This window comes from Arthrobacter sp. TmtSoilC79 (assembly GCF_059739405.1).
Window position 1 is genome coordinate 424,080 of sequence record NZ_AP046051.1, and the last position, 24,521, is coordinate 448,600.

23 protein-coding genes and 1 pseudogene are annotated in these 24,521 nt (G+C 63.5%); 16 read left to right on the plus strand and 8 right to left on the minus strand.

What is annotated here, in order from left to right:
- The first annotated feature begins 45 nt into the window (after window positions 1–45).
- A complete protein-coding gene (locus tag AC6JA3_RS02070) occupies window positions 46–537 on the plus strand; it encodes a flavin reductase family protein (RefSeq protein ID WP_026542047.1) in 492 nt (163 codons plus the stop codon).
- 66 nt (window positions 538–603) lie between these two features.
- Here the strand turns inward: AC6JA3_RS02070 and AC6JA3_RS02075 are convergent, their stop codons facing one another.
- Complete coding sequence (locus tag AC6JA3_RS02075; protein WP_026542046.1) at window positions 604–1,680, minus strand: hypothetical protein; 1,077 nt, start codon at window positions 1,678–1,680, stop codon at window positions 604–606.
- Window positions 1,681–1,866: 186 nt separating this feature from the next.
- On the opposite strand from AC6JA3_RS02075, the gene AC6JA3_RS02080 reads away from it, so the two are divergent.
- Entirely contained in the window at window positions 1,867–2,271 is a 405-nt protein-coding gene (locus AC6JA3_RS02080; protein ID WP_238324940.1) for a YchJ family protein, read from the plus strand.
- A gap of 4 nt (window positions 2,272–2,275) precedes the next feature.
- Here AC6JA3_RS02080 and AC6JA3_RS02085 read toward each other — a convergent pair whose 3' ends face one another.
- Window positions 2,276–4,240: an acyl-CoA dehydrogenase family protein gene (locus AC6JA3_RS02085; protein ID WP_026542044.1), complete on the minus strand. Its 1,965-nt coding sequence runs from the start codon at window positions 4,238–4,240 to the stop codon at window positions 2,276–2,278.
- 62 nt (window positions 4,241–4,302) lie between these two features.
- Complete coding sequence (locus AC6JA3_RS02090; RefSeq protein ID WP_026542043.1) at window positions 4,303–4,605, minus strand: hypothetical protein; 303 nt, start codon at window positions 4,603–4,605, stop codon at window positions 4,303–4,305.
- Window positions 4,606–4,853: 248 nt separating this feature from the next.
- On the opposite strand from AC6JA3_RS02090, the gene AC6JA3_RS02095 reads away from it, so the two are divergent.
- From AC6JA3_RS02095 to AC6JA3_RS02105, 3 genes and pseudogenes are all read left to right on the plus strand, one after another.
- Window positions 4,854–6,311, plus strand: coding sequence for a DUF3375 family protein (locus AC6JA3_RS02095; RefSeq protein ID WP_497919859.1), 1,458 nt, complete (start codon window positions 4,854–4,856; stop codon window positions 6,309–6,311).
- Window positions 6,304–7,170: pseudogene (locus AC6JA3_RS02100) on the plus strand (DUF4194 domain-containing protein); the annotation flags it as partial. The gene AC6JA3_RS02095 and the pseudogene AC6JA3_RS02100, both read left to right, overlap by 8 nt.
- A gap of 236 nt (window positions 7,171–7,406) precedes the next feature.
- Entirely contained in the window at window positions 7,407–10,889 is a 3,483-nt protein-coding gene (locus tag AC6JA3_RS02105) for an ATP-binding protein (RefSeq protein WP_347782451.1), read from the plus strand.
- A 74-nt stretch (window positions 10,890–10,963) separates the two neighbouring features.
- Here the strand turns inward: AC6JA3_RS02105 and AC6JA3_RS02110 are convergent, their stop codons facing one another.
- Window positions 10,964–11,458, minus strand: a complete 495-nt coding sequence (locus AC6JA3_RS02110) for an FBP domain-containing protein (RefSeq protein WP_026542040.1) — start codon at window positions 11,456–11,458, stop codon at window positions 10,964–10,966.
- 555 nt (window positions 11,459–12,013) lie between these two features.
- On the opposite strand from AC6JA3_RS02110, the gene AC6JA3_RS02115 reads away from it, so the two are divergent.
- The 7 genes from AC6JA3_RS02115 to AC6JA3_RS02145 all read left to right on the plus strand — a co-directional run bounded on the left by AC6JA3_RS02115 (window position 12,014) and on the right by AC6JA3_RS02145 (window position 19,264).
- A complete protein-coding gene (locus AC6JA3_RS02115) occupies window positions 12,014–13,084 on the plus strand; it encodes an iron-siderophore ABC transporter substrate-binding protein (protein WP_026542708.1) in 1,071 nt (356 codons plus the stop codon).
- 4 nt (window positions 13,085–13,088) lie between these two features.
- Window positions 13,089–14,216 carry a FecCD family ABC transporter permease gene (locus AC6JA3_RS02120; protein ID WP_347782452.1) on the plus strand — a complete coding sequence of 376 codons (1,128 nt, stop codon included), beginning with the start codon at window positions 13,089–13,091 and terminating at the stop codon, window positions 14,214–14,216.
- 65 nt (window positions 14,217–14,281) lie between these two features.
- On the plus strand, window positions 14,282–15,319 hold the full coding sequence (locus AC6JA3_RS02125; protein WP_347782453.1) for a FecCD family ABC transporter permease: 1,038 nt from the start codon (window positions 14,282–14,284) through the stop codon (window positions 15,317–15,319).
- A gap of 1 nt (window position 15,320) precedes the next feature.
- Window positions 15,321–16,145, plus strand: a complete 825-nt coding sequence (locus tag AC6JA3_RS02130; protein WP_347782454.1) for an ABC transporter ATP-binding protein — start codon at window positions 15,321–15,323, stop codon at window positions 16,143–16,145.
- Entirely contained in the window at window positions 16,142–17,194 is a 1,053-nt protein-coding gene (locus AC6JA3_RS02135; protein ID WP_347782455.1) for a siderophore-interacting protein, read from the plus strand. The genes AC6JA3_RS02130 and AC6JA3_RS02135 overlap by 4 nt, the downstream gene beginning before the upstream one ends.
- A 395-nt stretch (window positions 17,195–17,589) precedes the next feature.
- Window positions 17,590–18,420 carry an SGNH/GDSL hydrolase family protein gene (locus AC6JA3_RS02140; protein WP_347782456.1) on the plus strand — a complete coding sequence of 277 codons (831 nt, stop codon included), beginning with the start codon at window positions 17,590–17,592 and terminating at the stop codon, window positions 18,418–18,420.
- 13 nt (window positions 18,421–18,433) lie between these two features.
- Entirely contained in the window at window positions 18,434–19,264 is an 831-nt protein-coding gene (locus AC6JA3_RS02145) for an SGNH/GDSL hydrolase family protein (RefSeq protein ID WP_347782457.1), read from the plus strand.
- Here the strand turns inward: AC6JA3_RS02145 and AC6JA3_RS02150 are convergent.
- The gene (locus AC6JA3_RS02150) at window positions 19,240–19,527 is read right to left on the minus strand and encodes a YciI family protein (protein WP_223943916.1); all 288 of its coding nucleotides are present in this window, start codon (window positions 19,525–19,527) and stop codon (window positions 19,240–19,242) included. The genes AC6JA3_RS02145 and AC6JA3_RS02150 overlap by 25 nt on opposite strands.
- 68 nt (window positions 19,528–19,595) lie before the next feature.
- Between AC6JA3_RS02150 and AC6JA3_RS02155 the strand changes: the two genes are divergently transcribed.
- Window positions 19,596–20,075: a MarR family winged helix-turn-helix transcriptional regulator gene (locus AC6JA3_RS02155; protein ID WP_026542716.1), complete on the plus strand. Its 480-nt coding sequence runs from the start codon at window positions 19,596–19,598 to the stop codon at window positions 20,073–20,075.
- A 53-nt stretch (window positions 20,076–20,128) separates the two neighbouring features.
- On the plus strand, window positions 20,129–20,893 hold the full coding sequence (locus AC6JA3_RS02160; RefSeq protein ID WP_026548416.1) for an SGNH/GDSL hydrolase family protein: 765 nt from the start codon (window positions 20,129–20,131) through the stop codon (window positions 20,891–20,893).
- A gap of 44 nt (window positions 20,894–20,937) precedes the next feature.
- On the opposite strand, the gene AC6JA3_RS02165 is transcribed toward AC6JA3_RS02160, so the two are convergent.
- The 3 genes from AC6JA3_RS02165 to AC6JA3_RS02175 are packed head-to-tail and all read right to left on the minus strand — an operon-like array spanning window position 20,938 to window position 23,718.
- Window positions 20,938–21,729, minus strand: a complete 792-nt coding sequence (locus tag AC6JA3_RS02165; protein WP_081733417.1) for an FAD:protein FMN transferase — start codon at window positions 21,727–21,729, stop codon at window positions 20,938–20,940.
- Window positions 21,713–22,261, minus strand: a complete 549-nt coding sequence (locus AC6JA3_RS02170) for an FMN-binding protein (protein ID WP_026542719.1) — start codon at window positions 22,259–22,261, stop codon at window positions 21,713–21,715. The genes AC6JA3_RS02165 and AC6JA3_RS02170 overlap by 17 nt, the downstream gene beginning before the upstream one ends.
- Window positions 22,258–23,718 (minus strand): ferredoxin reductase family protein, encoded by a 1,461-nt coding sequence (locus AC6JA3_RS02175; protein WP_347782458.1) that lies wholly within the window; start codon window positions 23,716–23,718, stop codon window positions 22,258–22,260. Before AC6JA3_RS02175 ends, AC6JA3_RS02170 begins: the two co-directional genes overlap by 4 nt.
- A gap of 396 nt (window positions 23,719–24,114) precedes the next feature.
- On the opposite strand from AC6JA3_RS02175, the gene rpmB reads away from it, so the two are divergent.
- Window positions 24,115–24,351: a 50S ribosomal protein L28 gene (gene rpmB, locus AC6JA3_RS02180; protein WP_011776361.1), complete on the plus strand. Its 237-nt coding sequence runs from the start codon at window positions 24,115–24,117 to the stop codon at window positions 24,349–24,351.
- The gene (gene rpmG, locus AC6JA3_RS02185; protein ID WP_003798558.1) at window positions 24,351–24,518 is read left to right on the plus strand and encodes a 50S ribosomal protein L33; all 168 of its coding nucleotides are present in this window, start codon (window positions 24,351–24,353) and stop codon (window positions 24,516–24,518) included. The genes rpmB and rpmG overlap by 1 nt, the downstream gene beginning before the upstream one ends.
- Window positions 24,519–24,521 lie beyond the last annotated feature (3 nt).

Here is a 24,521-nt window from a genome sequence, read left to right on the forward strand (position 1 = left end):
GAATTATGGGAAAGGAACTCAGGCAACGCGATAGGGGATACCGGAATGACTCAGACCACAGTGGAAGAAACGGCGGCCATCAAGGCGGCCTTTGCGCAATTCCCGTCGGGAGTTGCGGCGTTCAGTGCGATGGTGGATTTCACTCCGGAAGCCCTGGTGGCATCGTCCTTCACCGTGGGGGTTTCCCTGGAGCCGCCGCTGGTGATGTTCGCCGTGCAGAACTCTTCCACGACGTGGCCCAAGCTGCGCCAGGCCAGACGCCTCGGTGTATCAGTACTCGCCGAGGGCCAGGAAGCTGCGGCACTGCAGCTGGCCTCGAAAACGCGGGACCGTTTCGCCGGGCTGGCCACAAGCGTGGGTGATTCAGGCGCCGTCCTGATTGATGGCGCCGTGCTGGGCTTTGAATGCGAAGTCGTTTCGGAGACTCCCGCCGGTGATCACGCGATCGTCGTCCTGGAGGTCAAGGCCACCACCATCAACCTCGAATCGAAGCCATTGATCTACCACGGCGCAACGTTCCGGCAGTTGGCGGCCTAGTACCTGGCTGCCTAGTACCTGGCGGCCCAGTATCGGGCTGCCAGGCTTCTGGCTGTCTGGCTTCCGCTAGGAGTTGCGGCTGGCGCTGCTGAGCGAACCTTTTCGGATTGGGCTCGGAGACTTCCCATTTTTGGAAGTGTTCGGGCCCGACTTCTTTGCGTCGCTGCCGGAGGCGTTGGACGCGCCGTTGCCGGCACCGTTCTTGGAGGCGCCGCCGGTCCCGCCGGAGCTTGTCCCGCCGCCGTTGTCGCCTACGCCGTTCCGGCTGTTGCCTCCGCCGTTCCCGCCACCCGGCTTTGCCGACGCATCCGGGCTGTTCGGGCCCTGTTTTGCGCTACTGGACGACGGCGTTGGCTCACCGATGTCCCGGACGGTCACCTTGATGGCCGGCGGCTGTCCTGCCTGCGCGCGGGCCGCTGCACGCCGGTCCGCCTCGGCCACAGCGTCAGCCCAGTCCTTGGCCAGAACAGGCGGTTCCTTGGTGGCTGCCACAACGATCGGATGGTGTGCGGTCTGGTGTTCGACCACTGACTTGACCTCTGCCGGTTTGGGCAGGTTGCGCGGGTCTACCTTGTCTTTCCACGCGCCGTCCTTAAGCCCAGCCGCCGTACCCGAGAGCCGGCGTCGAACGCCTCCAAGGAGGTCCCGCTTCGGGGCCGCTGGTTCGGGGGCCGCGGCGGGTTCTTTGGCTGGTTTTTCTGCCGATGCCGACGGCGCTTCAGCAGACCCAACCGGCGCTTCAGCAGGCCGAACCGGAGCTGAGGCAGACCCCGCAGGGACGGCAGTGGCCCGGGCCGGGGCGGCAGCCGGTGCGAGTGTTGCCGCAGCCTGCACCCGCTCTGTGGAACCTGTTTCCAAGTAGGCCAGGTCATCGAGCGGAGAATCAGCAACCGCCGGGGTATCGCCGCCGGTCACAGGATCGGGAACGCGGGCGGGTCGCGGGGGCAACTGAACGATGCGTGTGGTTTCCTTTTTCGGGAAAATACCCACCATCGCCAGGAGAATAATCGACAGCAGCCGCCCCACCCCGGCGACCACCAGAGTGATGATAATGATCAACCCGAGACCCAGGAACATCAGGACAGCGAGTCCCAGTGTTCCCAAATAGGTCAAGTTGATGGCGAGTGTTGTCGGATCCTCCACGTAGCCTCCCCTGGCTGTCGTTTTGTGATGCGCGCATTGCCCACCCAGCTTGCGTATCCAGCCTACGGTCCAGCACCGACGGAATCACGCGCCGCCCCCTACTCTGGCGGGGTTGTTTCAAAGCTGTTATACGGCGTGGGAAAATATGTTGCCCAGCTCTCATTTACTGCCTCAGATTGGGACCTTGTGACCCCTGATACCACCCGGCTCCGCAACGGCGCTTGTCCCTGCCTTTCCGGCGACCAGTACGAGGATTGCTGTGCCCGTTTCCACCGCGGTGATGCCGATGCACCCACAGCGGAGCAACTCATGCGTTCCAGGTATTCGGCGTTCGTGGTCCTTGATCCCGCTTACCTGCTGCGCACCTGGCATGCTTCAACCAGGCCGCAATCCATGGACCTCGATGAGGACATGCAGTGGCGGAGGCTGGACATTCTCTCTACAGATAAGGGCGGCCCCCTGGACAATTCCGGCACTGTGGAGTTCGCCGCTCATTACAGGCTCGACGGCGAACGCGGAGTCCAGCGCGAAGCCAGCCGTTTTGTTCGGGAAGGCAAGCGCTGGTTCTACGTGGATGGTGACGTCCGCTAGGAAGTTACCTGTAGTTGCGGTGCAGGTTCTCCTTGGTTGAAGCGCCGGGCGAGGCGTCGCCGATCCATGGCCCGGTGCCTTCGGACTGGTCCAAAACTCCGGCCTCCAGCCAGGCGTAGTCTCCTGCGAGGACTTTGCGCGAGAGCCCGTGGTCGCCGTCGTCAGTGTTCCTCCACAGCTGGTCAAAGTACTCATCCACCCGCACCCGCGCTTGTTCACAGAAGGCCTCGGCCAGTTCAAACGCTGTAGCACCCTGTTCCGGGTGCTTGCGCAGCAGCATTTCAGCGCGCGAGCAGCAGGCTGCCATTGCGAACAGCTCAGCGCCGATGTCCACGATCCGGCCCAGGAATGCCTGCTTGTGTTCAAGCTTCGCCTGCCACCGGCCCATGCCGTAGAAGGTTTGCCGCGCCAGCCGCCGGGAGGACCTCTCGACGAACCGCAGCTGCTTGGCCAGGCGCCCAAACTCCGCGTAGGACCGCGGATCCATTCCAGCGCCGGCTACGAGCTTCGGCAGCCATTTCGCATAGAAACCTGAGGCCCCGACGGCGGCCCTCGCCTTGTCCTGCAAGCTCGCATCCGCTGAGGCGAGGTCGCCCGCGGCTGCAAGGTGTGCGTCAACTGCTTCGCGGGCGATCAGGAGTTTCATGATCTCGCTGGAACCTTCGAAGATCCGATTGATGCGGAGGTCCCTGAGCAGCTGCTCGGCCGGGACGGCACGCTCGCCCCGGGCTTCCAGGGAGTCGGCGGTTTCGAAGCCCCGGCCGCCACGGATCTGGACCAGTTCATCGGCGATCCGGCAGCTCAGCTCGGTGGACCACAGCTTGGCCAGCGCAGCCTCGATCCGCACGTCCTTCTGCCCTGCGTCCGCCATCTCGGCGGACAGTTCAAAAACGGCTTCCAAGGCAAAAGTGGTGGCAGCGATGAAAGCGATCTTCTTGCCGACGGCTTCGTGTTGGCCAACCGGGCGTCCCCATTGGGTCCGTGCGTTGGACCATTCGCGGGAGATTTTCAGGCTCCACTTTCCCGCGGCAACGCAGAGGCCGGGGATGGAAAGCCGTCCCGTATTAAGGGTGGTGAGGGCGATCTTGAGTCCTTGGCCTTCGCGGCCGAGCCGGTTGGCGGCAGGGACCCGGACTTGGTGGAAGCGGGTTACCCCGTTCTCGATCCCGCGCAGCCCCATGAAGGCGTTGCGGTTCTCCACAGTGATCCCGGGGGAGTCCATCTCCACAACGAATGCCGAGATGCCGCCCTTATGCTCGGTGCCATCAGCATCGGTGTGCGCGGGGACCCTGGCCATGACCACCACCAGTTCGGCAATCACCCCGTTGGTGGTCCACAGTTTCACGCCGTCCAGAACGTAAGAGCCGCCGTCGTCGGACAATACGGCAGTGGCGCCCATCCGCGCGGGGTCGCTACCGACGTCGGGCTCTGTCAGGAGGAAAGCGGTGATGGCGCCGGCGGCGCAACGCGGCAGGTATTCCTGCTTCTGTTCGCTCGTGCCGAATTCTTTGACCGGCTCCGGCACCCCGATGGACTGGTGGGCGGAAATCAGCGCACCCAGGCTTGGATGCACGGATCCCAAAAGGGCCAAAGCGCGCCCGTAATAGACCAAGGACAGGCCCAGGCCCCCGTATTCGCGGGGGATCTTCATGCCGAAAACGCCCAGGTCCGCGAGGCCTTTGAGGTACTCGTCAGGAATCCTTGCGTCCCGTTCAATAACGCGGCCTGACATGGTTTTGGCGAACGTGAGCAACCGGCCCATGAATTCCTCGCCCCGTTCTACATCGTCCCCCTTGGCTTGTGGCCACGGGTGGATGAGGCTGAGGTCAAAGCTGCCCAGGTACAGGCCTTTGGCGAAGCTGGGCCGGTTCCATTCGGTTTCACGGGCGGCTTCGGCGACGGCGCGGGCTTCTTCTGCGGTGGCGTTGACGCTTGCTGCGGCGAGACTGTTGTCAGTGGCGGACGTCATGGGATAACTCCTCTAGCCGGTTATGCCGGATGGAGCCAGGGTCCGCCTCGGGTGGGAACCCTTCAGCTGTCCCTCAATGCTACCCGCGGGTAGCTACCCGTGCCAGTGGAAATTTGGGGCTGGAATTCGGCCGGAATTTCCACTTGTCCAGCGTGGTGGACCAAACGGTCCCACGCAAAATTAATGCCATGGACGAGGCCGCCGAGGACGCCTTTGACGGCGTACCAAACCATGCCCATTGCGCCGATAAGAACGATTGTTGCCATTGCTGCTGCAGCGATGAATGCCACCAAAAGCGCAGCGAAAAACAGTGTTCCAATAACTACGTATGTGCCTGTTTCCAGCGCAGTGAAATCGAAATCCATGGTTCCCCCCGGAGCGACGGTGCGTGGGTCGGCGCGGCGTGGCTGCGTCGATGCTCTGACACTAGGGGTGCCAGGTACGTTCCGGCCAGAGTGGAAACGTGCCGTGGCCGCGTTGATATGGGATCGAAACCATACCGCACGGTAGGTTACGAAATGGTTGCGGTGGGGAGGCTCCGACGCTCTGCGTTAACCTTGTACGGGGCAGTTTTCGCTGCCAGCCAGGTTTCACAGCAGCTGAAGGAGAGTAGTTGTCCCGTTCAGCCATGTCTTCCGCCGATGCAATCAGTGCAAGGCTCCGTGACCTCGAACAGCTGACCAAGGGGCCGGCGTGGGCCCTGACGCGTTCGGCGCCGTGGGTGATCGCGGTGCTGCAGGCCTCCTTCACCCGCACCCGTCCGCAGCTTCCGCTCGAAGAGTTCCATGCCGACGTCGACGCTTTCCTTGAGCAACTCCGGCGCCAGGACCCTGCGTTGGGCGGCCAACAGAACGGCAAGCTGTTCGGTGATGAATGGACCCGGAAGCAATTCCTGACCCGCCGGAACCAGTCGGGCCAGATCGTTTACGAAGTGACCGAGCCAGCGGCCCGTGTCCTGGCGTTCCTCGACAGCCTGTCCAGCGAACGTTCAACCTTGAATGGATCACGGCTTGGCACTTTGCTGGGTGACGTGGAGAAGCTCGCCAATGAGACCAACCCGGACCAAAGCGCGCGGCTGGAGGCATTGGAAGAAGAAATCCAAGAGCGGCAGCAGCTGGTGGAGGACATCAGCTCCGGCGAGTTCGATGGCCTCCTGGACGATGAAGAGGCGGTGGAAGCTGCCGGCAACATCCTGGACCTCGCCGCCAGCCTGCCCGCTGACTACAAGAAAATGCGCGACCGCATCGAAGAACTGGTGGGCGAACTCCGGAACCAGATCATCGAGGAATCCCTGAGCAAGGGCGCCACCATGGCCCAGGTCCTGGAAGCCGACAAGCGGCTGCGGGAAAGCCCTGAGGGACGCACCTTCCGGTCCTTCACCGCTTTCCTGGAGGACCCGCAGCAGCAGTTGCGGTTCCGTTCGGCGATCGGCGAGGTGCTGAGCCGGCAGTTTGCAGACGACCTCACCCCGGAAGACCGCGAAACCCTGAAGAACCTGGTGGCCGAACTGCGCACCCAGCACAGCCAGATCCAGCGGATCTACGGCAAGCTTTCCGAAAGCCTGAACACCTACATCCAAAGCGACGACGTCCGGCAATCGGTCAGCCTCCGCAAAGTACTTGCCGAAGCCGAGCAAGCGATCCGCTCCTTGCCGTACGAGCGCGACCGGCCCGGCCTGGTTCCCGGACCTGTGCTGTTCAACGCCGGATTCGAATCTCTGGCCATGGTCAAACTCTTCGATCCCGACGAATTTGCCACACCCCCGCGCCTTGCCGACCCCATCGCTTTCAGCGACTCGGACCGGGTCCGGTCCGCACGAACCGGAAAAGCCAAGCCTGCCGTGGTCCGGGCGGCAATGGCGGGATCCGCTACCTTGGCCGAGGCATGGGAGAACCTCCCCGCTGAGGAACGGCACATCAACACTGTGCGCACCCTGCTCTCCATGGCCCTCCAGACGGGTGCGGCCTTCGATCGCGCCGCCTGGGAACACATCGACTTCGAACAAATCGACGGCAGCACCCGCACTGCGTACCTGCCGGTCGTTACGCTGAATGAGGATTCTGATGACTGAGGAAATCACGACGCCGGAACCCGCCGTTGAGGAAACCACGACGCCGGAACCCGCCCAGGCGGTTGAGGTCACCACGGAGGGGACCAAGGACGCGGCGGAGGCTGTGGAGCCGGCGACAGAAGCTGCTGAACCTGCGGCGGATCCAGCTGCAGACATCAGTCACGCGGACCCATTCCGGGTCACGCCGCGGGACTCCTTTGTTTACGGGGCTGCCCTGTTTCCTGGTGACACCGGGGTGCTCCCCATGAAGGTCCGCCATGCTCTGGTGAAGCTCCTCAAAGGCCCTTACATCGACGGCGGCCGTGACGAAAAACTGTGGACCACGCTCTTGGACAACCAGCTGATCCTCCGCAGCCGGCTCTCCGAGCTGTTCCTCACTCTCCAGCTCGATCACGACCGCAAGATTGCAGTCCTCCGCCCAGTCGACCCCGAAATCATCGGTGCCGGTTCCCGGTCAAGCATCCTTCGGCAGCAGCGGGCCCTGAGCCGCGTGGAGACCATCGTCCTGCTGCGCCTGCGGCTCCTGCTGGACCGCCATGTCACAGCCCAGACAGATCCGACCATCACCCGTGAAGAGATCTCCGACCTCGTGGCCAACTACACCCCTGCAGGCCAACAAGATGCCCTCCGGGACTCCGACGTCGTAACCCGGACCATCACCAAACTCCTGGCCCGCCAACTTCTCCTCCCCACCCAGCTGGATGACAGCTACACCATCAGCAACGCCCTCCCGCTGGCCCTTCCTTTCGAGAACATCGGCGACATCCCGGCCCAGATCGAGGCACTGATAGCAGTAGCAGCGGACGAGTCCGGAACAGAACCCCTCCTGGACCTCGACCCCTCTGACGCCAACCACCCCGCCCCTATAGGTGACGAGCTGGACGACGATTCCGAAGGTGACGGGTCCGCAGAGGTGAGCACCGACGTCGAGCGTTCTTCGGATGAAATCGGAGATGCCGATGAAGTCGGGAACGGCACGAGCGGCGATGCCGGAGACATGCGGCAGCATGCGTCTAAGCGAGGTACGAGCGAGCATGCAGAGCATGTGTCCGGTACCGCCGCGAAAGGCGACTCAACAACAGCGGAGGCAGGCAAGTGACGATCGCAAGCATGCTCCCCCTCGGCGAACTCACCAACCCGGGCCAGATGCGGTTGGCGCTCGTCCAGGTGGTCAACTGGGGCACGTTCCATGGCGCGCACACCATGCACGTGGACCGCAAGGGCACCCTGCTCACAGGCAACTCGGGCGTCGGCAAGTCGACTCTCTTTGATGCGATGCTGCGCGTTTTCGATGCCCGGCCGCGCTCGAATGAGGCTGCTGCCCAGCGGTCCGGCGGTGCTGTGGAGGACAAGAGGACCACGTTCACCTACATGCGCGGCAAGGTTGGCGACAAGGCCGTGGGGGACAGCTCGGCCAGTGCCTTCCAGCGCCCTGGTGCCACCTGGTCCGCCGTCGCGCTGACGTTTGATAACGCAGCCGGCACGAAGGTGACGGTGTCGGCGCTGTTCGACCTTCCCAAAAATGGCACTGAGTCCAGTGTCGGGCGGTTCTACGTGATCGACAGCAAGCCGTTGGATCTTGAGGCCATTGAGGGGATTGCGCAGAAGCGGTTTACCAAGGGCGCGCTGGAGTCGATTTTCCCTGAAGGCCAGGTCTTCGATGTGCATAAGGCGTTCGCCGAGCGCTTCCGCAGGCTGCTGGGCATCAACTCCGACCAGGCGCTGCCGCTGCTTCGCGTGATCCAGGCTGGCAAGGGCTTGGGCGGAAGCGTCAATACGTTCTTCCGTGACCAGGTGCTTGACGCCCCGGCGACTCTGGCCGCCGCTGATGACGTGGTGGAGGAGTTCAGCAACCTGATGTCCATCCGGCAGCGGCTGGAAGATGTCCGTCAGCAGCGGGACCAGCTTGCTCCGGTTCCCGGGCTGAACAAGGAATACGCGCAGGCATTGCTGGACGCGAACCGGCTCCGGGAACTGGCGGGCGAGGAGTTTGAGGCTTACAAGCAGCAGCTCGCAGTGACTGTGCATGCAAAGACGCTGGCCCGGTTTAAGGAGCTCGCGCAGTCCAAGGCGCAGGAACTCGCCGCGGAGCGCACCGTCCGCGACGCCCTGGCCAAGGAGCTTCGCGATCTTGAGCTGGATTACAACAACCGCGGCGGCAACGCGATTTCGGCCATTGAACAGTCGCTGGAGAACGCCCGCGTTGGCCTTAAGCTGCGTCAGCAAGTTGAGGATTCGGCCCGGAAAGCGCTGGCCGACGCCGGGTTGAACCTTGAGTGGTCCGCCGAGGGCTGGGACCAGGCCCATGAGCAGGCAGCAGCTCGATCGGCAGAGTTGAAGGACGATTCGGAGGCCCTGAAGGAGCTCCGTTTCGAGGCCTTCGACGGCCATGCCACCAAGAAGCGGGAGCTTGCCGCGGCCCAGCAGGAACTCTTGTCGCTCCGCTCGCGCAAGTCCCTGCTGCCGCCGTCGAGCATCGAAAACCGTGCCGCCATCGCCGCGGCAACCGGCGTCCCGGAAGAGCGGATGCCGTTTGGCGGCGAACTGATCGACCTCGCCGAAGGGCAGGACCAGTGGCGCCCGGCGGCTGAGCGCGCCCTCCGCAACCTTGCCACCACGTTGCTGGTTCCGGGAGAGCACTTCGCCGCAGTTACCCGGTACTTGAACGACAACTCCGTCCGTGGCGCTCTCCGCGCAGTGGATGTGTCCAAGCCGCTCGCCGGTGGCGCGCTGGCTGTGGAGGACGTGTCCGACGGCGACCTCCTGACAAAGTTGAGCATCCTCACCTCGGGCGCCAATGCCGACGCCGGGGAATGGATCCGCGAGCGGATCGCCGTGGACTTCGCGTACCCGTGCGTCGAGGATCCCGACCAGCTGGCCGGGATGGACAAGGGCCTGAGCCTGGGTGGCGTGGTCAAGCGCAACCGGCACACCGTGGAGAAAGACGACCGTTTCACCAGCCGCCAGGACTACGTCCTCGGGTTCGATAACGCCTCCAAACTCGAGTTGGTGGCCGCACGGGTGGGCGAGCTGGAAAACGAGCTGGTGAAGGCTGCCGAACTGGCCCAGAGCCGCGAGGATTCGCATCAGGGCATGGCCCGCCAGCTCGAGGCGTTGCGCCGGGTAGCCGAAGACGAACGGCCATGGGAGCAGGTCTCCGCAGCGGTGGCCGCGGACGAACTGGCCCGCATTGAGCAGCGGCTGACGGACGCCTTGGCCGCGCAGGCCGACCTGGAGCCACTCCGTGCAAACATCGAGGCCGTGCGGGAAAAGCACCAGTCCTCCACAGGGTCGGCCGCCGTGTTGCAGAGCGAATACAAAGCGCTGGACCACAAAATGACCACAGCAGACGGCCTGCTCGATGCCGCGAGGTTGAAGCTGGAGCAAGCACCGCCGTCGGCCTCCACCATCACCGCGCTGGAACCCTACTTTGACGGCGTCGCTGATGTCTCCGAGCTGTACGAGCTCGACAACCTGGCCAACAGCGTCCGCAACAAGTTGCTCGACGAGCTTCATGCCGCTGAATCGCGCGGACAGGCAACCGCCGAGCGGCTGACACGCATGTTCGAGGCGTTCGTCCGCGACTGGGGAAGTGCCATCAGCGCCGACCACGGTACATCGATCGGAGCAGCCGGCGACTTCGAGTCCCGGTATCACGCGATCGTCAGCGACGGACTGCCCGCCCAAGAGGCCGAGTTCCGGCTGTTCTTCAACCAGCGCACCCACGAGTCGTTCAGTACGCTCCTGCACTTGCTGGATGAGGAACGGCGCAGCATCACCAGCCGCATCCTGCCCCTGAACGGCATCCTGTCCCAGGTCAATTTCCATGAGGGCAGCTTCCTGGAACTGGACATCAAGCAGACGCTTCCGGCCACGGCCAAGCAGTTCAAGGACGCGATCCAGAACGCGCTGAAGGCAAAGCACACCCGGCCGTCCCGGGGAGCTGCTTCAGCGACGGAAGTGGACGACGACGCCGAGCTCACCGCCCGCTACAAGTCGCTGGAAACCTTGGTGAAGCGCCTCGGATCGCAAACTCCCGAGGACCGCCGCTGGCGTGCCGAGGTGCTGGACGTTCGTGGGCACCTGTTTATCCAGTGCAAGGAGCACCGCGAAGTAGCTTCGAAGGCGGGCAAGGCCCCCGGTAAAGCCGGCACCGGCAAGGCAACCAAAAAGAAGACCGAAGTGTTCATGCACGCCGATACCGGTTCCATGTCCGGGGGTGAGCGCCAGCGATTCACGGCATTCATCATGGCCGCTGCCCTGAGCTACCAGTTGGGCATCGCCGAGCAAGGGTTCACCACCTACGGAACCGTAATGATGGACGAAGCGTTCGTGTTGGCTTCGGAGGAATTCGCGGGCGCCGGCATCAAGGCGCTTCACGAGTTCGGGTTCCAGCTGTTGCTGGCGGCTCCGGAAAACGTGATCGACCTGTCCCGGCACCTTGGATCCGTTACCGAGATCCTCCGGGACAAGCGCACCAACCGCTCGGGCGTGCTGACAGCTCCCGTCATCGCCGGTCCGGGCGAACCGGGCGCGTGGCGCTCCGAAGCCAACCCTGTGGACATCGTCCTTCGGTAACAGCAACGCGGGGTCACTTGTGGCCCCCTCGGGGAGTGCGAAAGGGCCATTATTACCCCGCGTTGCTTCAGGTCCTACTTCGCGCGGACGCGGTCCAGGAACTGTTCGGTCCGGGCTTCCAGGCCTGCGATTTGTCGAACAACGACGGCGGCCGGGTCCGGGTTGATCTCGTTGGCGGGCGGTTCCTTGCGCACGTTGGCGCTGCAACCGAACTCGGCGCAGATCAGGGTCCCCACTGTGTTCCCGTCCTTGCCGGATTGTCCGGCCTTCTTGGCAACCCACAGGTAGACGTCATCCTTGGAGAAGACATCGCGGCACAGTTCGCACAGCACCACGCGCCTCTTTCCGGATCCACCTTCGGGGGCACGGAGCATGATCCCGGTGAGCTTTCCCCGGTGCTGAACCACGAGGTAGCCGCGCTGGGGCATCTTTTCGTCCCGCCAACCCAGGAACTCCAGGTTGTCCCAATTGATGGTTTCAAAGTCGCGGGGGAGATTGAGCTTGGCCGCCTCGGAGCGACTTGCATTGATGAAGGATGAGCGGATCTGTTGGGCAGTAATTTTCTGCATGGCAATGCTTCTTTCGGAAATGGTCGACGTCCGCGCAGAGTTCGGGCGCGCGGGAAATGGCAGAAGTCGTCGGTCATCCGGGAAAGCAGGCGCAACAAAGGGACCCGAAATTAGTGGTGTTCGGGAGATGAGCCTAGGAAGATACCGACGGGTGGGGGAGTGCCAAGCAGGCCAAAGCGGCCACCTCGCCAACCATGGCTGCGGCAACTGAAACAGTGCGCACGCTCATCCCCTCGTTCGATTCCTTTGGAAGCGGTAGTCCGCTGCCGCTATCTTCCCAAAACCCGAGGGGAGATGTCCACTGAGTGAGGGTTGGGCTGAAGGGCGGGGGATGTGAGCGAGGGTTGGGCTGAAGGGTGGGGGATGTGAGCGAGGGTTGGGCTGAAGGGTGGGGGATGTGAGCGAGGGTTGGGCTGAAGGGCGGGGGATGTGAGCGAGGGTGTGATCTGCATCCCATTTTGCCCATGAGGTGGATTACGTGACGCAAACGTTTCTTAATTATCCAGAGGGTAGGCTAGCCTTACTTAGGTTCGCATCACTTACCTAAGGAGTACCGTGGCATCCCTTCTCCCACGCCGCGCCCTGCTGAAAACTGCAGGTACCGCGACGGCCGCCTTGGCCGCCGTCGCCCTTTCACTCACTGGCTGCTCCACAGGCCCGGCAACCACATCGCCGGCATCCGAGCAGGCTGAGTCCGCTGCTTTCCCGGTGACCATCAAGAACGTCTTTGGTGAGACCACCATCAAGGAACAGCCCAAGCGCGTAGTCACCGTCTCGTGGGTCAATGATGACGTCGCGATCGCCCTGGGCGTTGTCCCGGTTGGCGTTCCCAAGAACGAGTGGGGCAACAATGACAAGGGCTCCACCCCTTGGAAGGACGCTGCACTGGAGAAGCTCGGCGCCGGCTTTGGTACCGACAAGGCTCCGGTCCAGTATTCCGAGGCAGACGGCATCAACTTCACCGAGATCGCCAAGCTCAGCCCCGACGTCATCCTGGCCGCGTACTCGGGCCTGGAAGAGGCAGACTATAAGAAGCTCAGCGAAATCGCCCCCGTTGTGGCGCAGCCGGAGTTGTCCTACGGTACGCCGTGGCAGGAAAGCACCACCATCATCGGTAAGGCACTGGGCAAGGAAGCCGAAGCCAAGAAGCTGGTGGAGGACACCGAAGCCACCATCAAGGACAAGGTCTCCAAGTACCCGCAGATCAAGGACAAGACCTTCATCTACGGCAACCTCGAGCCTGCCAAGGGTGACGGTGCCAACGTGTACACCGCCATCGACAACCGCCCCCGCTTCCTCTCCGAAATCGGCATGAAGCTGGCACCGGTCGTCACGGAAAACACCAAGTCGAAGACGGAATTCTTCATCCCGTGGTCCGCTGAGAAGGCCAACGAGCTCGAATCCGACATCTTCGTGACCTGGGTACCGGACGCCACCACCGCCGACGCCGTCAAGGCCGATCCTCTGCTGGGCCAGATCCCGGCGATCAAGAAGGGCGGCCTGGTTGCCGATTCGGACCAGACCCTGACGCTCTCCATCTCCGCTTCTTCGCCGCTGAGCCTGCCGTGGGCACTGGATACCTTCCTGCCGAAGCTGGGTAGCGCAGCGGAAGCCGTGAGCAAGTAACACCATGAAAATGAGTACGACGACGGCACTCCAGGGGCGGGGCAGCGGCACTTTGGTGCCGGCTGTCCCTGGAGGCACCCCGGGCGCTTCGGCATTCGGAGGGGGAACCGGGACCCGCCGCAGCGAAGGCAACCGCAGCGCAGGCAAGCGCACAGCCTGGTTGCTGGTGGCCGTCGTCGTACTCGCAGCCGTGAGTGCCGCATCCTTGGCGGTCGGCGCCCGAGGGCTTCCCCTTAATACCGTGTGGGAAGCACTCACCAACTTCAATCCGGCCGACGGCAACCACGCTGTGGTGATCGCACGGATTCCGCGGACGATCCTGGGCCTCCTTGCCGGGGCAGCGCTCGGCCTGGCCGGGGCTGCCATGCAGGGCGTGGCCCGCAACCCGTTGGCTGATCCGGGCATCCTGGGCCTGAACGCCGGCGCGGCCCTGGCTGTGGTTGTCGGCATTTACGTCTTTGGTATCGGCTCCTTGACCGGTTACATCTGGTTCGCTTTCATCGGGGCCGCAGTGGCCGCCGTCGTGGTTTATGCCGTGGCGTCTTTGGGACGTGACGGTGCGACGCCGGTCAAGCTCGCCCTGGCGGGCGCAGCGCTGAGCGCCGGCCTGGTTTCCCTGACGAACGTGATTCTGGTTTCCAGCCAGGACACCCTGGATCGCTTCCGTTTCTGGCAGGTGGGCAGCATTGGTGGGCGTGACTGGTCCGTGCTGCTGCCTGCCCTGCCCTTCCTGGCCGTTGGCGCGATCATCGTCCTTGGCGGCGGGCGCATCCTGAACAGCCTGGCCCTGGGTGACGACATTGCCCGCGGCTTGGGCCAAAACGTTGTCCTGGCCCGTGCCATCACGGCGCTGGGGATTGTGCTGTTGTGTGGCTCGGCCACTGCTTTGGCTGGCCCCATTGGCTTCGTGGGCTTGGTGGTTCCGCACGCCGTCCGCTTGTTGACCGGGCCGGATTACCGGTGGATCCTGCCGTTTTCCGTGGTGTCGGCCCCCATCCTGCTCATCACCGCCGACGTCATTGGCCGCGTGATCCTTCTCCCGGGCGAAGTCCCGGCCGGCATCATGACTGCGATCGTGGGGGCGCCGGTGTTTGTCTGGCTCATCCGCCGTGGAAAGGGGGCAGGGCTGTGACCGTCCTCAAATCCGCCCCCGAGCTGGCACTTAATGACAGTGTTTCCCCCAAACACCCTCATCAAATGCCACTTCGGCGAGTGCTGAGCCCCACGTTCTTCCTCGCGCTGGCACTCGTGGCAATGTTCGCCGTCTACGTGCTCCTGGGCAGCTACACGGTGACCATCCCGGACTTCTTCACCATTGTGATCAACCACCTCACCGGTGGCGAAAAGATCCCCGGTGCCAGTTTCATCGTCATGGAGCACAAACTGCCCAGGGCGATGGTTGGCACCATGATCGGCGTGGCTTTCGGGCTCGCCGGTGCACTTTTCCAGACCATGTTGCGCAACCCCCTGGCCAGCCCGGACATCATCGGCATCAGCTCAGGTGCCAGCGCGGCAGCTGTGACGGCAATCGTGATTTTCGGCGCCTCCGGAGCCGTTGTTTCCGGTGCTGCGCTGATCGGAGCGCTTGGTGTCGCGGCCATCATCTACGCGATCTCCCGCAGCGGTTCGGGCGCGGGTGGAGGAAGCCTCGGAAACGCGGCAGGCAACCGCCTCATCCTTGCCGGCGTGGGCATCGCCGCCGCCCTTCACGCAGTGGTCAACTTCCTGATGACCCGGGCGGACGTCCGCACTGCCGCCGACGCCCTCATCTGGCTCAACGGCTCGCTGAATACCGCTACCTGGGACCGCGTGGGCGTCCTGACGGTCTCGCTGCTGGTCCTCATCCCCGCCGTGATCGCCCTGGCTGGCCCGTTGCGCATCCTCGAACTCGGTGACGACGCCGCCGCCGGCCTGGGAATCCGGGTCAACGCCACGCGGCTGGGACTGGTGCTGACCGCCGTCGGGCTTGCCGCCGTCGCAACCGCTGCTGCCGGCCCGGTAGCGTTCGTCGCATTCCTGGCCGGACCGATCGCCCGCCGCATCGTCCGCAAACCCAGCCTTCCGGCGTCGGCCCTTACCGGTGCGCTGATCGTGTTGCTCGCCGACTTCCTGGCCTCCAACATCGCCCCCGTCATCCTCGACGGAACCGTCCTCCCGGTCGGCGTCATCACCGGCGCCCTGGGTGCACCCTTCCTCCTGTGGCTGCTGGTCACATCGAACCGAAAGGAGGCCTGAGATGGCCGTCCTTAATGCCAAGGACCTCACGCTCCAATACGAGGCACGCAAGGTAGTAGAGGGACTCTGCACCGAGATCCCCGAAGGCAAAGTGACCATGATCGTAGGTGCAAACGCCTGCGGCAAGTCCACTCTCCTGCGGGGTTTGTCGCGGCTCCTCAAACCCGCCGGCGGCGCCGTGACCCTCGACGGCAAGGACATCCACACCCGTCCCGCCCGCGAACTTGCCCGGACGCTCGGCCTCCTTCCGCAACACCCCACTGCCCCGGACGGCATTACCGTGCGGGACCTCGTGGGGCGTGGACGGTACCCGCACCAAGGCTTCTTCCGCAGCTGGTCAGCCGCCGACGACGCCGCGGTGCAGCGCGCGCTGGACGCAACGGACACGCTGGAACTCGCTGAGCGGAGCATCGACGAACTCTCCGGCGGACAACGCCAGCGCGTATGGATTGCCATGGCCCTTGCCCAGGAGACCGAGGTCCTGCTGCTGGACGAGCCCACCACCTACCTTGACCTTGCCCACCAAGTGGAAGTTCTGGACCTCATTACCGACCTCAACCGCAGCCGCGGCACCACAGTGGCGATCGTGCTCCACGACCTCAACCTCGCCGCCCGGTACGCAGATCACGTCATCGCCATGAAGGGCGGATGCATCGTTGCTGAAGGTCCGGCCCCCGTCGTGGTCACCGAGGAACTCGTTTTCAACGTGTTCGGCCTCGAATCCCGGGTGGTGATGGACCCCATCTCAGGCACACCTTTGATCGTCCCTATCGGACGCCACCACGCACGCACCGTTTCAACCAACGAACTGGAGATCGCTTCATGAGTGCACAACCCACGAAGGCAACAACGAGTGCCGTGGAGCCCATGACCCTCGCCTTCGACGTCACCGTAACGGCGGTGCAGGAGCTGAGCCCGAACTTCCGCCGCATCACCTTTGGCGGTTACTCGCTGCGGGGATTCGGCGTCGCCGGGGACACCCTGGACCTGCGCGTGAAGCTGATGATTCCCTCCTTCGACGCTTCCGGCAACGCCATTCCCTTGCCTCCCTTCAGGATGGAAGAAGCAGGCTGGTACCAGGAATGGTTGGCCATGGATCCCTCCATCCGAGGTGACATGCGTACCTACACCGTCCGCTCCGAACGCCTTGATGCTGTGTACCCGGAGATCGATATCGACTTCGTCATGCACTTCGACGACGCCGGAAACGGCGGACCCGCCGCCAACTGGGCCCTTGCGGCCAAACCCGGGGACGCCCTGACCATCATCGGCCCCAACAACCGGGCTGCGCAGTGCACCACGGCAGGTGCCTACGGCGGCATCGAATGGCGTCCCGGCATGGCCCAGCGCGTGCTTCTCGCCGGTGATGAAACAGCTGTCCCCGCCATCAGTGCCATCCTTGAAAGCCTGCCCGCCGACATGACCGGCCACGCCTTCCTTGAGGTACCCGAAGCCGGCGACTTCCAGGACATCTCCACGGCAGCCGACATCGAAATCACCTGGCTCGCCCGCGGCGCAGCCATCGGACGCTCGCGTCCCCACGGCGAACTCCTCAAAGAAGCCGTGGGCAAGGCCGTGCCCGTGCCCGGTTGGGTAGGCATCAAGGGCGCAGGCACCGCAGCCGGACCCGAGCCCGAAGACGTCAACGTGGACCAGGACATCCTCTGGGAAACCCCCCAGCGCATGGACGCAGCAGCCATCGAAGCGTCCAAGAATCCCACCTTGCCCGCTGGTGCCTTGCCGTTCTACGCGTGGATCGCCGGCGAAGCGTTCGTGATCAAGGAAATGCGGCGGTATTTGGTGCGCGACGTCGGTATTGACCGGAAGCAGGTTGCTTTCATGGGCTACTGGCGCCGAGGCAAAGCGGAGGGCTAAGCCGAGTCCGCATCGTCTGGGGGGCACAGGGGCGGGGTCACAGGGGCGGTTGCGCTTTGGGCGGGTCCGCCGTGCCGGGTGCGCCGAAGCGGCGGTTTTGCCGTCGCTTAGACACGCCCCAGAGGTGGCGGTACGGTCGCCGGGCGACCTCCCCGCCACGATGGGGCGCGATGCGCTCCTTTGCAAAACCGTCGCTGCGGCTCGTGCGCACCTCACCTTTCGACGCTCTCTCACTTCCCCCGTGTTTGGGGGCGACGCTCTATCACTTCCCCCGTGTTTGGGGGCGTCGCTCTATCACTTCTCCTGTGATAGCGGCCGACGCTCTATCACTTCCCCCTTGGCTTGTTCACTTGGGGTTGGCTCTGGCGTAACCGGGGGCCGGTAGCTTCGGTGGGGTGCGGGAGGAATCCGGGGTTGGGAGCAGGGCTCGACGGCGGTTTGTCGCCATCGGAGACTCTTTCACCGAGGGCGTGGGGGACCCGAGCAAAGTCCTGCCGAACGGGGTGCGCGGATGGGCCGACCGGGTGGCCGAGAAGTTGGCTAAGGCGCAGCCCGGCTGGGAGTATGCCAACCTGGCTGTGCGCAGTAAACGGCTCCGGCACGTCATCGATGAACAACTCGAACCGGCGCTTGCCATGGAGCCAACACTCATCACGCTCTACGCCGGCGGCAACGACATCCTCGATTTTGGCACCGACATGGACGCACTCCTCAGAGATTATGAGTCGCTGGTTGCCCGGTTGAGCGAAACCGGCGCCACTCTGGTCCTCTTCACGGGGTTCGACGTCAAGGTTTCGGCGGTCCTGGAGCCCTTCAAGAAGCGCAACACCCTGTACAACCAAAGGGTTCGTGAGATCGCCGCCACTTACGGCGCAGTCCTTGTGGACTATTGGTGCTTCGATGCCTACAAGGACTCGCGGATGTGGGCCCCGGACCGGCTCCACATGTCCAAGGCGGGCCACAAATATTTGGCCGCCCAGGTTTTGGACCACCTCAACGTCCCACACAAGATCTCCCCAAAGGAGTGGGATCCGCCCACCCGCATTTCCGTCCGTGAATGGGAACGGAAGCAGCGACGCTGGGTCAACGACTGGGTGGTCCCGCTGTTCGGCCGGAAACTGCGCGGAGTCACCCTCGGCGACACACTGAGCCCGCGCTGGCCCCACCCCGTCGAGGTCCCGCCGAAGGGCGGCTTGAAAAAGCTCATGGAAGAGGCCACCAAATGACGGAGCAAACCAAGTGACGGACCAGCTCAGGTTTGTCGCCCTCGGAGACTCGTTTACCGAAGGCGTAGGCGACCCCGACCCCAGGCTTCCCAACAACTGCCGGGGCTGGGCAGACAGGGTGGCCGAAGAAATGGCGCGGCAGGACCAATCCGTCCGATACTCCAACCTGGCCATCCGCGGCCGCCGGCTCCAACAGATTATTGACGAACAAATCGAGCCTGCGCTGGCCATGAACCCCACACTTGTCAGCTTCTATGCCGGCGGCAATGACCTGCTCATGGCAAGGCCCAACCTGAGCAGGCTCATCCGGACTTATGAGGATGCAGTGCAGAGGATCGTGGCCAGCGGAGCCACGGTCCTTCTGTTTACGGGTTACAACGTTCCTCTTTCGCCCTTGCTGGAGCCGCTCAAGGTCCGCACGGCAATCTACAACCGCAGCATTCGGCGGATCGCGGCTGAATACGGAACGTTGCTGGTGGATTACTGGTGCTTTGAGAAGTTCCAGGATCAGCGGATGTGGGCCCCGGACCGATTGCACATGTCCACTCCGGGCCACAGCTATATGGCCAAAAAAGTCCTGGAGGTCCTTGGTTCGCCTCACTCGCTCGAATCACCGGTGCTCGCAGCTCCCCGTCCGCGGACCTTTACGGAAAACATCGCCGACGACGCCGCTTGGCTGAGGCGCGACGTCGGGCCTTGGTTGTCACGCAGGCTTCGCGGCGTATCCAGCGGCGATCACGTGGGCGCGCGGTGGCCTGACCTCATGCCGGTGGTGCTACCCGAGCGGCTGGGGATGGCCGATGCGAAAGCGCGGGTCCCTCAGCTGTCCAGCAGGTTCTCGTAGCCTTCCGCCACGCTGGTTGCCGTGAATTCGATGATCTCAAATTCGGCTACACCGTTGCTGTAGAACGGGTCCTGCGCCAGGGAAGCATCCAGGGTTGCCCGGTCCACTTTGGACAGCAGCACGCCGCCCGTGGCTGGGACGCGACGTCCGGACGCAAGGAAGACACCGGCGTCGAACGCGTCCTTAAGCCAGGCCATATGGCCCTGGCGGTGGAAGTCGACGATTTCGTCGGGAACTTTGTAGGTCAGTGAGACTACGAACATGCCGTCAGCCTATCGGTTGGGCCCGAGCGCGGACCTAAGGAAGCTGTGAATTCTCCTAAGATGGGTTCATGACTCAACCCCGCTGGCTGAACGCCGACGAACGCCGTGCCTGGCTGGCCCTGCTGAGCATCAACACCTTGCTTCCCTCGGCGTTGGACACCCAGCTTCAGTCGGCCGGCAAACTGTCCCTTTTTGACTACAACGTGTTGGCAATGCTCTCCGAAACGGAGGGCCGGTACCTTCCCATGAGCGAACTTGCCGCGCGTACGAGTGCCTCCCTGTCGCGCTTGTCCCACGTGGTGACCAAGTTGCAGAAACGTGGCTGGGTGGAGCGGCAGGCGCATCCCGGTGACGCCCGGGTGACCGTTGCGCACCTCACCGAAGCCGGCATGGCAACGATCGTCGACCTCGCACCGGGACATGTGGAATCCGTGCGGACCCTGATGCTGGATTCCCTGACGCCGGACGACGTGGCGGACCTCGCCCGGATCGGTGAGAAAATTGTGGCCCGCCTGGACAACAACCACTGGATCCTCCGTGACTCGTGATCCGCTCCAGCGGTGCTTTGTAGCCCTGGTCGTTGAAGTGGCAGACTGACGGCATGGATTTTTCTGCCCGTTACGTTGCCTTGGGGGACTCGTTCACTGAGGGTGTCGGAGACGACGATCCCGGCCGTCCCAACGGTGTCCGCGGCTGGGCTGATGTCCTGGCCGGACAGTTGGCCCGCACCAACGAGGACTTCGGGTACGCCAACCTCGCCATTCGCGGCCGGAAGCTCCGCCAGATCATGGCTGAACAGGTGGATGCCGCCGTCGCCATGAAACCTACGTTGGTGACCCTTTACGCAGGGGCGAACGACATCCTTCGGCCCAAGATCGATATTGACTCGCTTCTTGAGGAGTACGACGCCGGTATCGCCAAGTTAAGCGCGACGGGCGCCACCGTGGTCCTCTTCACGGGCTTTGACGCCAAGGGCTCGAAAGTCTTCAGCGCCATGCGTGGCCGCACCGCGATCTACAACGAACTGGTCCGCGAAATCGCCGAGGACCACGGAGCCTTGCTGGTGGATTACTGGCGCTTTGACGAGTACGACGACTGGCGCCTCTGGGGAGAGGACCGGATGCACATGTCCACCGCCGGCCACGTGAACATGGCAAGGCGGGTGCTCGATGTCCTGGAGCACGAGCACGCGATCGAGGTGCCGGAACTTGCGCCCATCCGTTTGGCCAACCGGGTGGAAACGTTGAAGGCCAATGCCCGGTGGGTCAAGGAATCTGCGGCTCCCTGGGTATCGCGCCGCCTGCGGGGAGTATCTTCCGGGGACAGCCTCAGCCCCAAGTACCCCGAACTCATCCGGCCGCTTTAGGACCCCAGTGCTTTTGGCCTCGCTTCCTCAAGGCCGCGGACGGCTTACGCCGCGGCCCGAAACTCCGGCGTGGCCAGCAAAGTCCCGTCGGAGTTGACCGCAAGCACGCCCACGCCCCATCTTTCAACGGCTTGATCCAACGTCCGCGTGCCGCCTGCCACGATTGCAGTCGCCAACACATCGGCTGTCACAATATCCGCTGCCGCGACTGAGACCTGGATGAACCCGGACCTGTTCCCGCCGACGGCCCAAATGTGGTGGCCCCGTTCCGCCGAGCCCGAAGTAGCCAGGGCGTTTGCCGATTCCAACGGGAAGGCGCCCAGCAGAGCCCGTCGATCCAGCGGATCCACAATCCCGGTGAGCCATGGCTCCTGTGTGGCGTGTCCAGGGTGTCCGCTGACCAGCACATCCCCGCCGGCGTTCAAGCACCAGTTGTGCAGCCCCAGCGCACCCAGGGATAGAGCCGCTTCGCGGGCAGCGTGGGCTTTCACGATTCCCGAGAGGTCCAAAATGCCGTCCGGACGTTCTGCGCTGAAAGCACCCTCTGTCGCCAAACGCCATTCCGAGGCCTCGGCGTAAAGGTCCTGCATGCTCCCGGATGCGTAAGCCAATGTGAGTTCACCACGGGCCAGCCTGCTCGCTTCGGAAGCGGGCCTGTACAGGCTGAATGTGCGGTCCAACTCGGTGAAAATTCCCTGAACAACCTCGACGGCGGACTCCAGTTCGTCCTGCGCGGCATCGGCCCAGGTGCTGCCCGCCACCGTCAGGCTCACCACGGTACCCATGCTGCGGAACGTCCGCGCACGCAGCTGTTTTCCGCTAGAAGTTGGCTGCATCGAGGGCTGCCTGGAGGGAAGTGAGGTAGGCGTCGCTGGTCACTGTGGCCCCGCCGATGGTCTGGACATTGGCTGACTGGGCTTGAAGGACTTCGGACCGCAGCACCGGGGCTGCACGGCTGCTGATCTGGGCTGACTTCCGTTCCGCATCAGTGAGCTGCAACGCCGTGACCTCAGTGATCCTGCCGTCCTGGATTGTCACCTGGACCTGGACGGTACCGAAGCGGGTCTGGACTGACGCGCCGTCGTACGTAGCCGCCGTCGTGCTGGTTCCTTGATTGCCGGTACCGGTGCTGCCGGTGCTGCTTCGGCTGCCGCCGCTGTTGCCGCCGGCGCTGCTGCCTGTATTTCCACTGCCGCCGTTGCCTGTGTTTCCGGAGCCGTCGCCGCTGGCGCCGCCTGTGATGGAACTGCTGCTCAGGCTGGTGGTGGTCGCCGTGCCGGTTTCGGCCACGTGGGCGCCGGACTGCCACCCGGCAAGGAGGATGCCCGCCGACGCAACCGCGGTTGCCAATGCTGCCCGTATTCTCACCAGTCAAACCTTTCGTAGTGGAGTTGCTCTGCGGGGACGCCGGCCGCTTGCACGTCCCGGATGAGGGAATCGGCCCAAGGGGTTGGACCACAGACGTACACATCGGCGTCCGCGATTCCAGGGACGTAGGAGGTGAGCGTGAACCCTGACTGGACGGCCGGTTCAGGAAGCCATGAGTGGTGCCCCGCGGATCGAGGACCGGTCAGATGGTGGAGCGTCGCGCCCCGTGCCTGGCAAAGGGCCATGATTTCGTGGCCGAGGAAGAGCTCGGATTCGTAGTGGCCGCGGAGCAGGACCGTCGCGTTTCCCGGTTCGAAGGGGGTTGACTCCAGCAGAGACCGCAAGGGGGTGATGCCAATGCCTGCACCGATCATCACCACTTTGTTCCTGGACCGCGCGGCGGTGCTGAAGAGTCCGTAGGGTCCTTCAACAGCTACCTTGGTGCCGGGCTTGATGTGGGCGAGCCGGGCAGAGCCGTCGCCGAGGTTTCGGACGGTGATCCGCAACTTCCCCGGAGCCGTGGCCGATCCGGGAAATGGTTCCGCGGACAGGCTGAACGGGTGCGGCTGCCACCAGTGGCCCGATGCCAGGAAGCGCCAGAAGAAAAAGCGACCACCTGTACCGGACAACCGCCCAAGGTTGCGTCCGGTCATCTCGATGCTGAAAACGTCCGCTGACACGCGGACCACCCGGCTGACGGTGAGCTGATGCCGGAAACTGGAGGCCAGCGGTTGGTACACCCGGTAGAAGAGGAGGGCTGCGCCGGTAAAGACGCAGAGCGCCAGCCAATACCAGCGCTGCCAGGTGCCCTCGGCGAAGAGCCCGCCGACGCTGAACTGGTGGGGGATTGCCGTTCCCACTGCGGCATAGGTCAGCAGGTGTATCGCGTACCAGAACTCGTATGGGTACTTGCGGCGGACCGCAACCAGCGACGAAACCACCACTGCGATGAAGAGTGCCATGGAGACGAATGCAAGCCACATGTCTGGGACGCTGGTCCACAGCGACACCGCTTCACTGAGTGGGTCCAGTCCTTCAGCTGCGCCGTATCCGATCACCAGCAGCAGCCCGTGTGCCAACAGCAGATAAAGGGCGGGCTTGCCCAGCTTCTTATGCACTTCCAGCGCGCGATCGTGGCCTATGGCGTTGTCGACAAACGGGATCCGGGCCGCCAACAAGAGCATTAGCAGCACAAGGTCCATGCCAATCAGGCCGGCCACGATGCCCAACCCGGTCATGGTTCCCGCGAATGAGGAGAACCCGTCGGCGCCGCCGTCGGCCAACCACAGTGCCACCGCCGCAGCACCTGAAAGCCATGCAAGGAAACCCAGGATATCGGCCCGGGCCAGCCGCCGACGTGCTTGGGGACGGAAGCGCTCGACGCCGGTCTGCGCCTTCCGCGGGACCGGCACCTGGGTGCCTTCCGCCGTCGATTTCGGGGTCAGTAGCGAGGTCATGTCATAAGACTCGCCCCGCATCCTTTCGTTCTGCTGTGAAAGAGCTATAAGAGGCGTATGATGCCGGATTGGTCTTAATTTGGCCTGACCCGTAGAATAGTTAGGCGCTAGGTAGTGCGGTTCGTGTGCAATTGCTCCGGTTGTTGGTGACTGTCGGTTTTCCCGACATCCCGGTGGCCGGTAGTTAGGGGCTCAAGTTGCGTGCATTCCTGTATTCGCCCGGTATCCCAGGACCTGTTCCAGTGTTCATCACTGTCCGGCCCTGAGGCCAACCTTCTTCGCCGCACTTGCTGCGGAAACTACCGAAATGGTTTGGACCCGGATGCGGACGCTGCCTGTCGCACGGTAACGCAGGAACATCTGCACGCCGTTACATTCAATCTTTGGAGGAGAGTCATGGCAGCACACTGCCAAGTGACCGGAGCCGAGCCGGGCTTTGGACACAGCATTTCGCACTCGCACCGTCGCAACAAGCGCCGGTTCGATCCGAACATTCAGAAGAAGCGCTACTGGGTTCCGTCCCTGCGCCGTAATGTCACGCTGACCCTGTCAGCCCGTGGCATCAAGACCATCGACGTACGCGGCATCGACTCAGTCGTTGCTGACATCCTGGCACGAGGAGTAAAGCTCTAATGGCAAAGGACAAGGACGTACGTCCGATCATCAAGCTGAAGTCCACCGCGGGCACGGGTTACACCTACGTAACCCGCAAGAACCGTCGTAACGACCCGGACCGTCTGGTCCTGAAGAAGTACGACCCCAAGATCCGCCAGCACGTCGAATTCCGAGAGGAGCGCTAAACA

What these genes read in the sequence shown, in the direction of transcription:
- AC6JA3_RS02070 (WP_026542047.1), top strand. Translation starts at nt 46, where the DNA reads ATGACTCAGACCACAGTGGAAGAAACGGCGGCCATCAAGGCGGCCTTT.
- AC6JA3_RS02085 (WP_026542044.1), bottom strand. Translation starts at nt 4,240, where the DNA reads ATGACGTCCGCCACTGACAACAGTCTCGCCGCAGCAAGCGTCAACGCC.
- AC6JA3_RS02090 (WP_026542043.1), bottom strand. Translation starts at nt 4,605, where the DNA reads ATGGATTTCGATTTCACTGCGCTGGAAACAGGCACATACGTAGTTATT.
- AC6JA3_RS02110 (WP_026542040.1), bottom strand. Translation starts at nt 11,458, where the DNA reads ATGCAGAAAATTACTGCCCAACAGATCCGCTCATCCTTCATCAATGCA.
- AC6JA3_RS02120 (WP_347782452.1), top strand. Translation starts at nt 13,089, where the DNA reads ATGAAAATGAGTACGACGACGGCACTCCAGGGGCGGGGCAGCGGCACT.
- AC6JA3_RS02125 (WP_347782453.1), top strand. Translation starts at nt 14,282, where the DNA reads ATGCCACTTCGGCGAGTGCTGAGCCCCACGTTCTTCCTCGCGCTGGCA.
- AC6JA3_RS02130 (WP_347782454.1), top strand. Translation starts at nt 15,321, where the DNA reads ATGGCCGTCCTTAATGCCAAGGACCTCACGCTCCAATACGAGGCACGC.
- AC6JA3_RS02135 (WP_347782455.1), top strand. Translation starts at nt 16,142, where the DNA reads ATGAGTGCACAACCCACGAAGGCAACAACGAGTGCCGTGGAGCCCATG.
- AC6JA3_RS02150 (WP_223943916.1), bottom strand. Translation starts at nt 19,527, where the DNA reads ATGTTCGTAGTCTCACTGACCTACAAAGTTCCCGACGAAATCGTCGAC.
- AC6JA3_RS02155 (WP_026542716.1), top strand. Translation starts at nt 19,596, where the DNA reads ATGACTCAACCCCGCTGGCTGAACGCCGACGAACGCCGTGCCTGGCTG.
- AC6JA3_RS02160 (WP_026548416.1), top strand. Translation starts at nt 20,129, where the DNA reads ATGGATTTTTCTGCCCGTTACGTTGCCTTGGGGGACTCGTTCACTGAG.
- AC6JA3_RS02165 (WP_081733417.1), bottom strand. Translation starts at nt 21,729, where the DNA reads ATGCAGCCAACTTCTAGCGGAAAACAGCTGCGTGCGCGGACGTTCCGC.
- AC6JA3_RS02175 (WP_347782458.1), bottom strand. Translation starts at nt 23,718, where the DNA reads ATGACCTCGCTACTGACCCCGAAATCGACGGCGGAAGGCACCCAGGTG.
- rpmB (WP_011776361.1), top strand. Translation starts at nt 24,115, where the DNA reads ATGGCAGCACACTGCCAAGTGACCGGAGCCGAGCCGGGCTTTGGACAC.
- rpmG (WP_003798558.1), top strand. Translation starts at nt 24,351, where the DNA reads ATGGCAAAGGACAAGGACGTACGTCCGATCATCAAGCTGAAGTCCACC.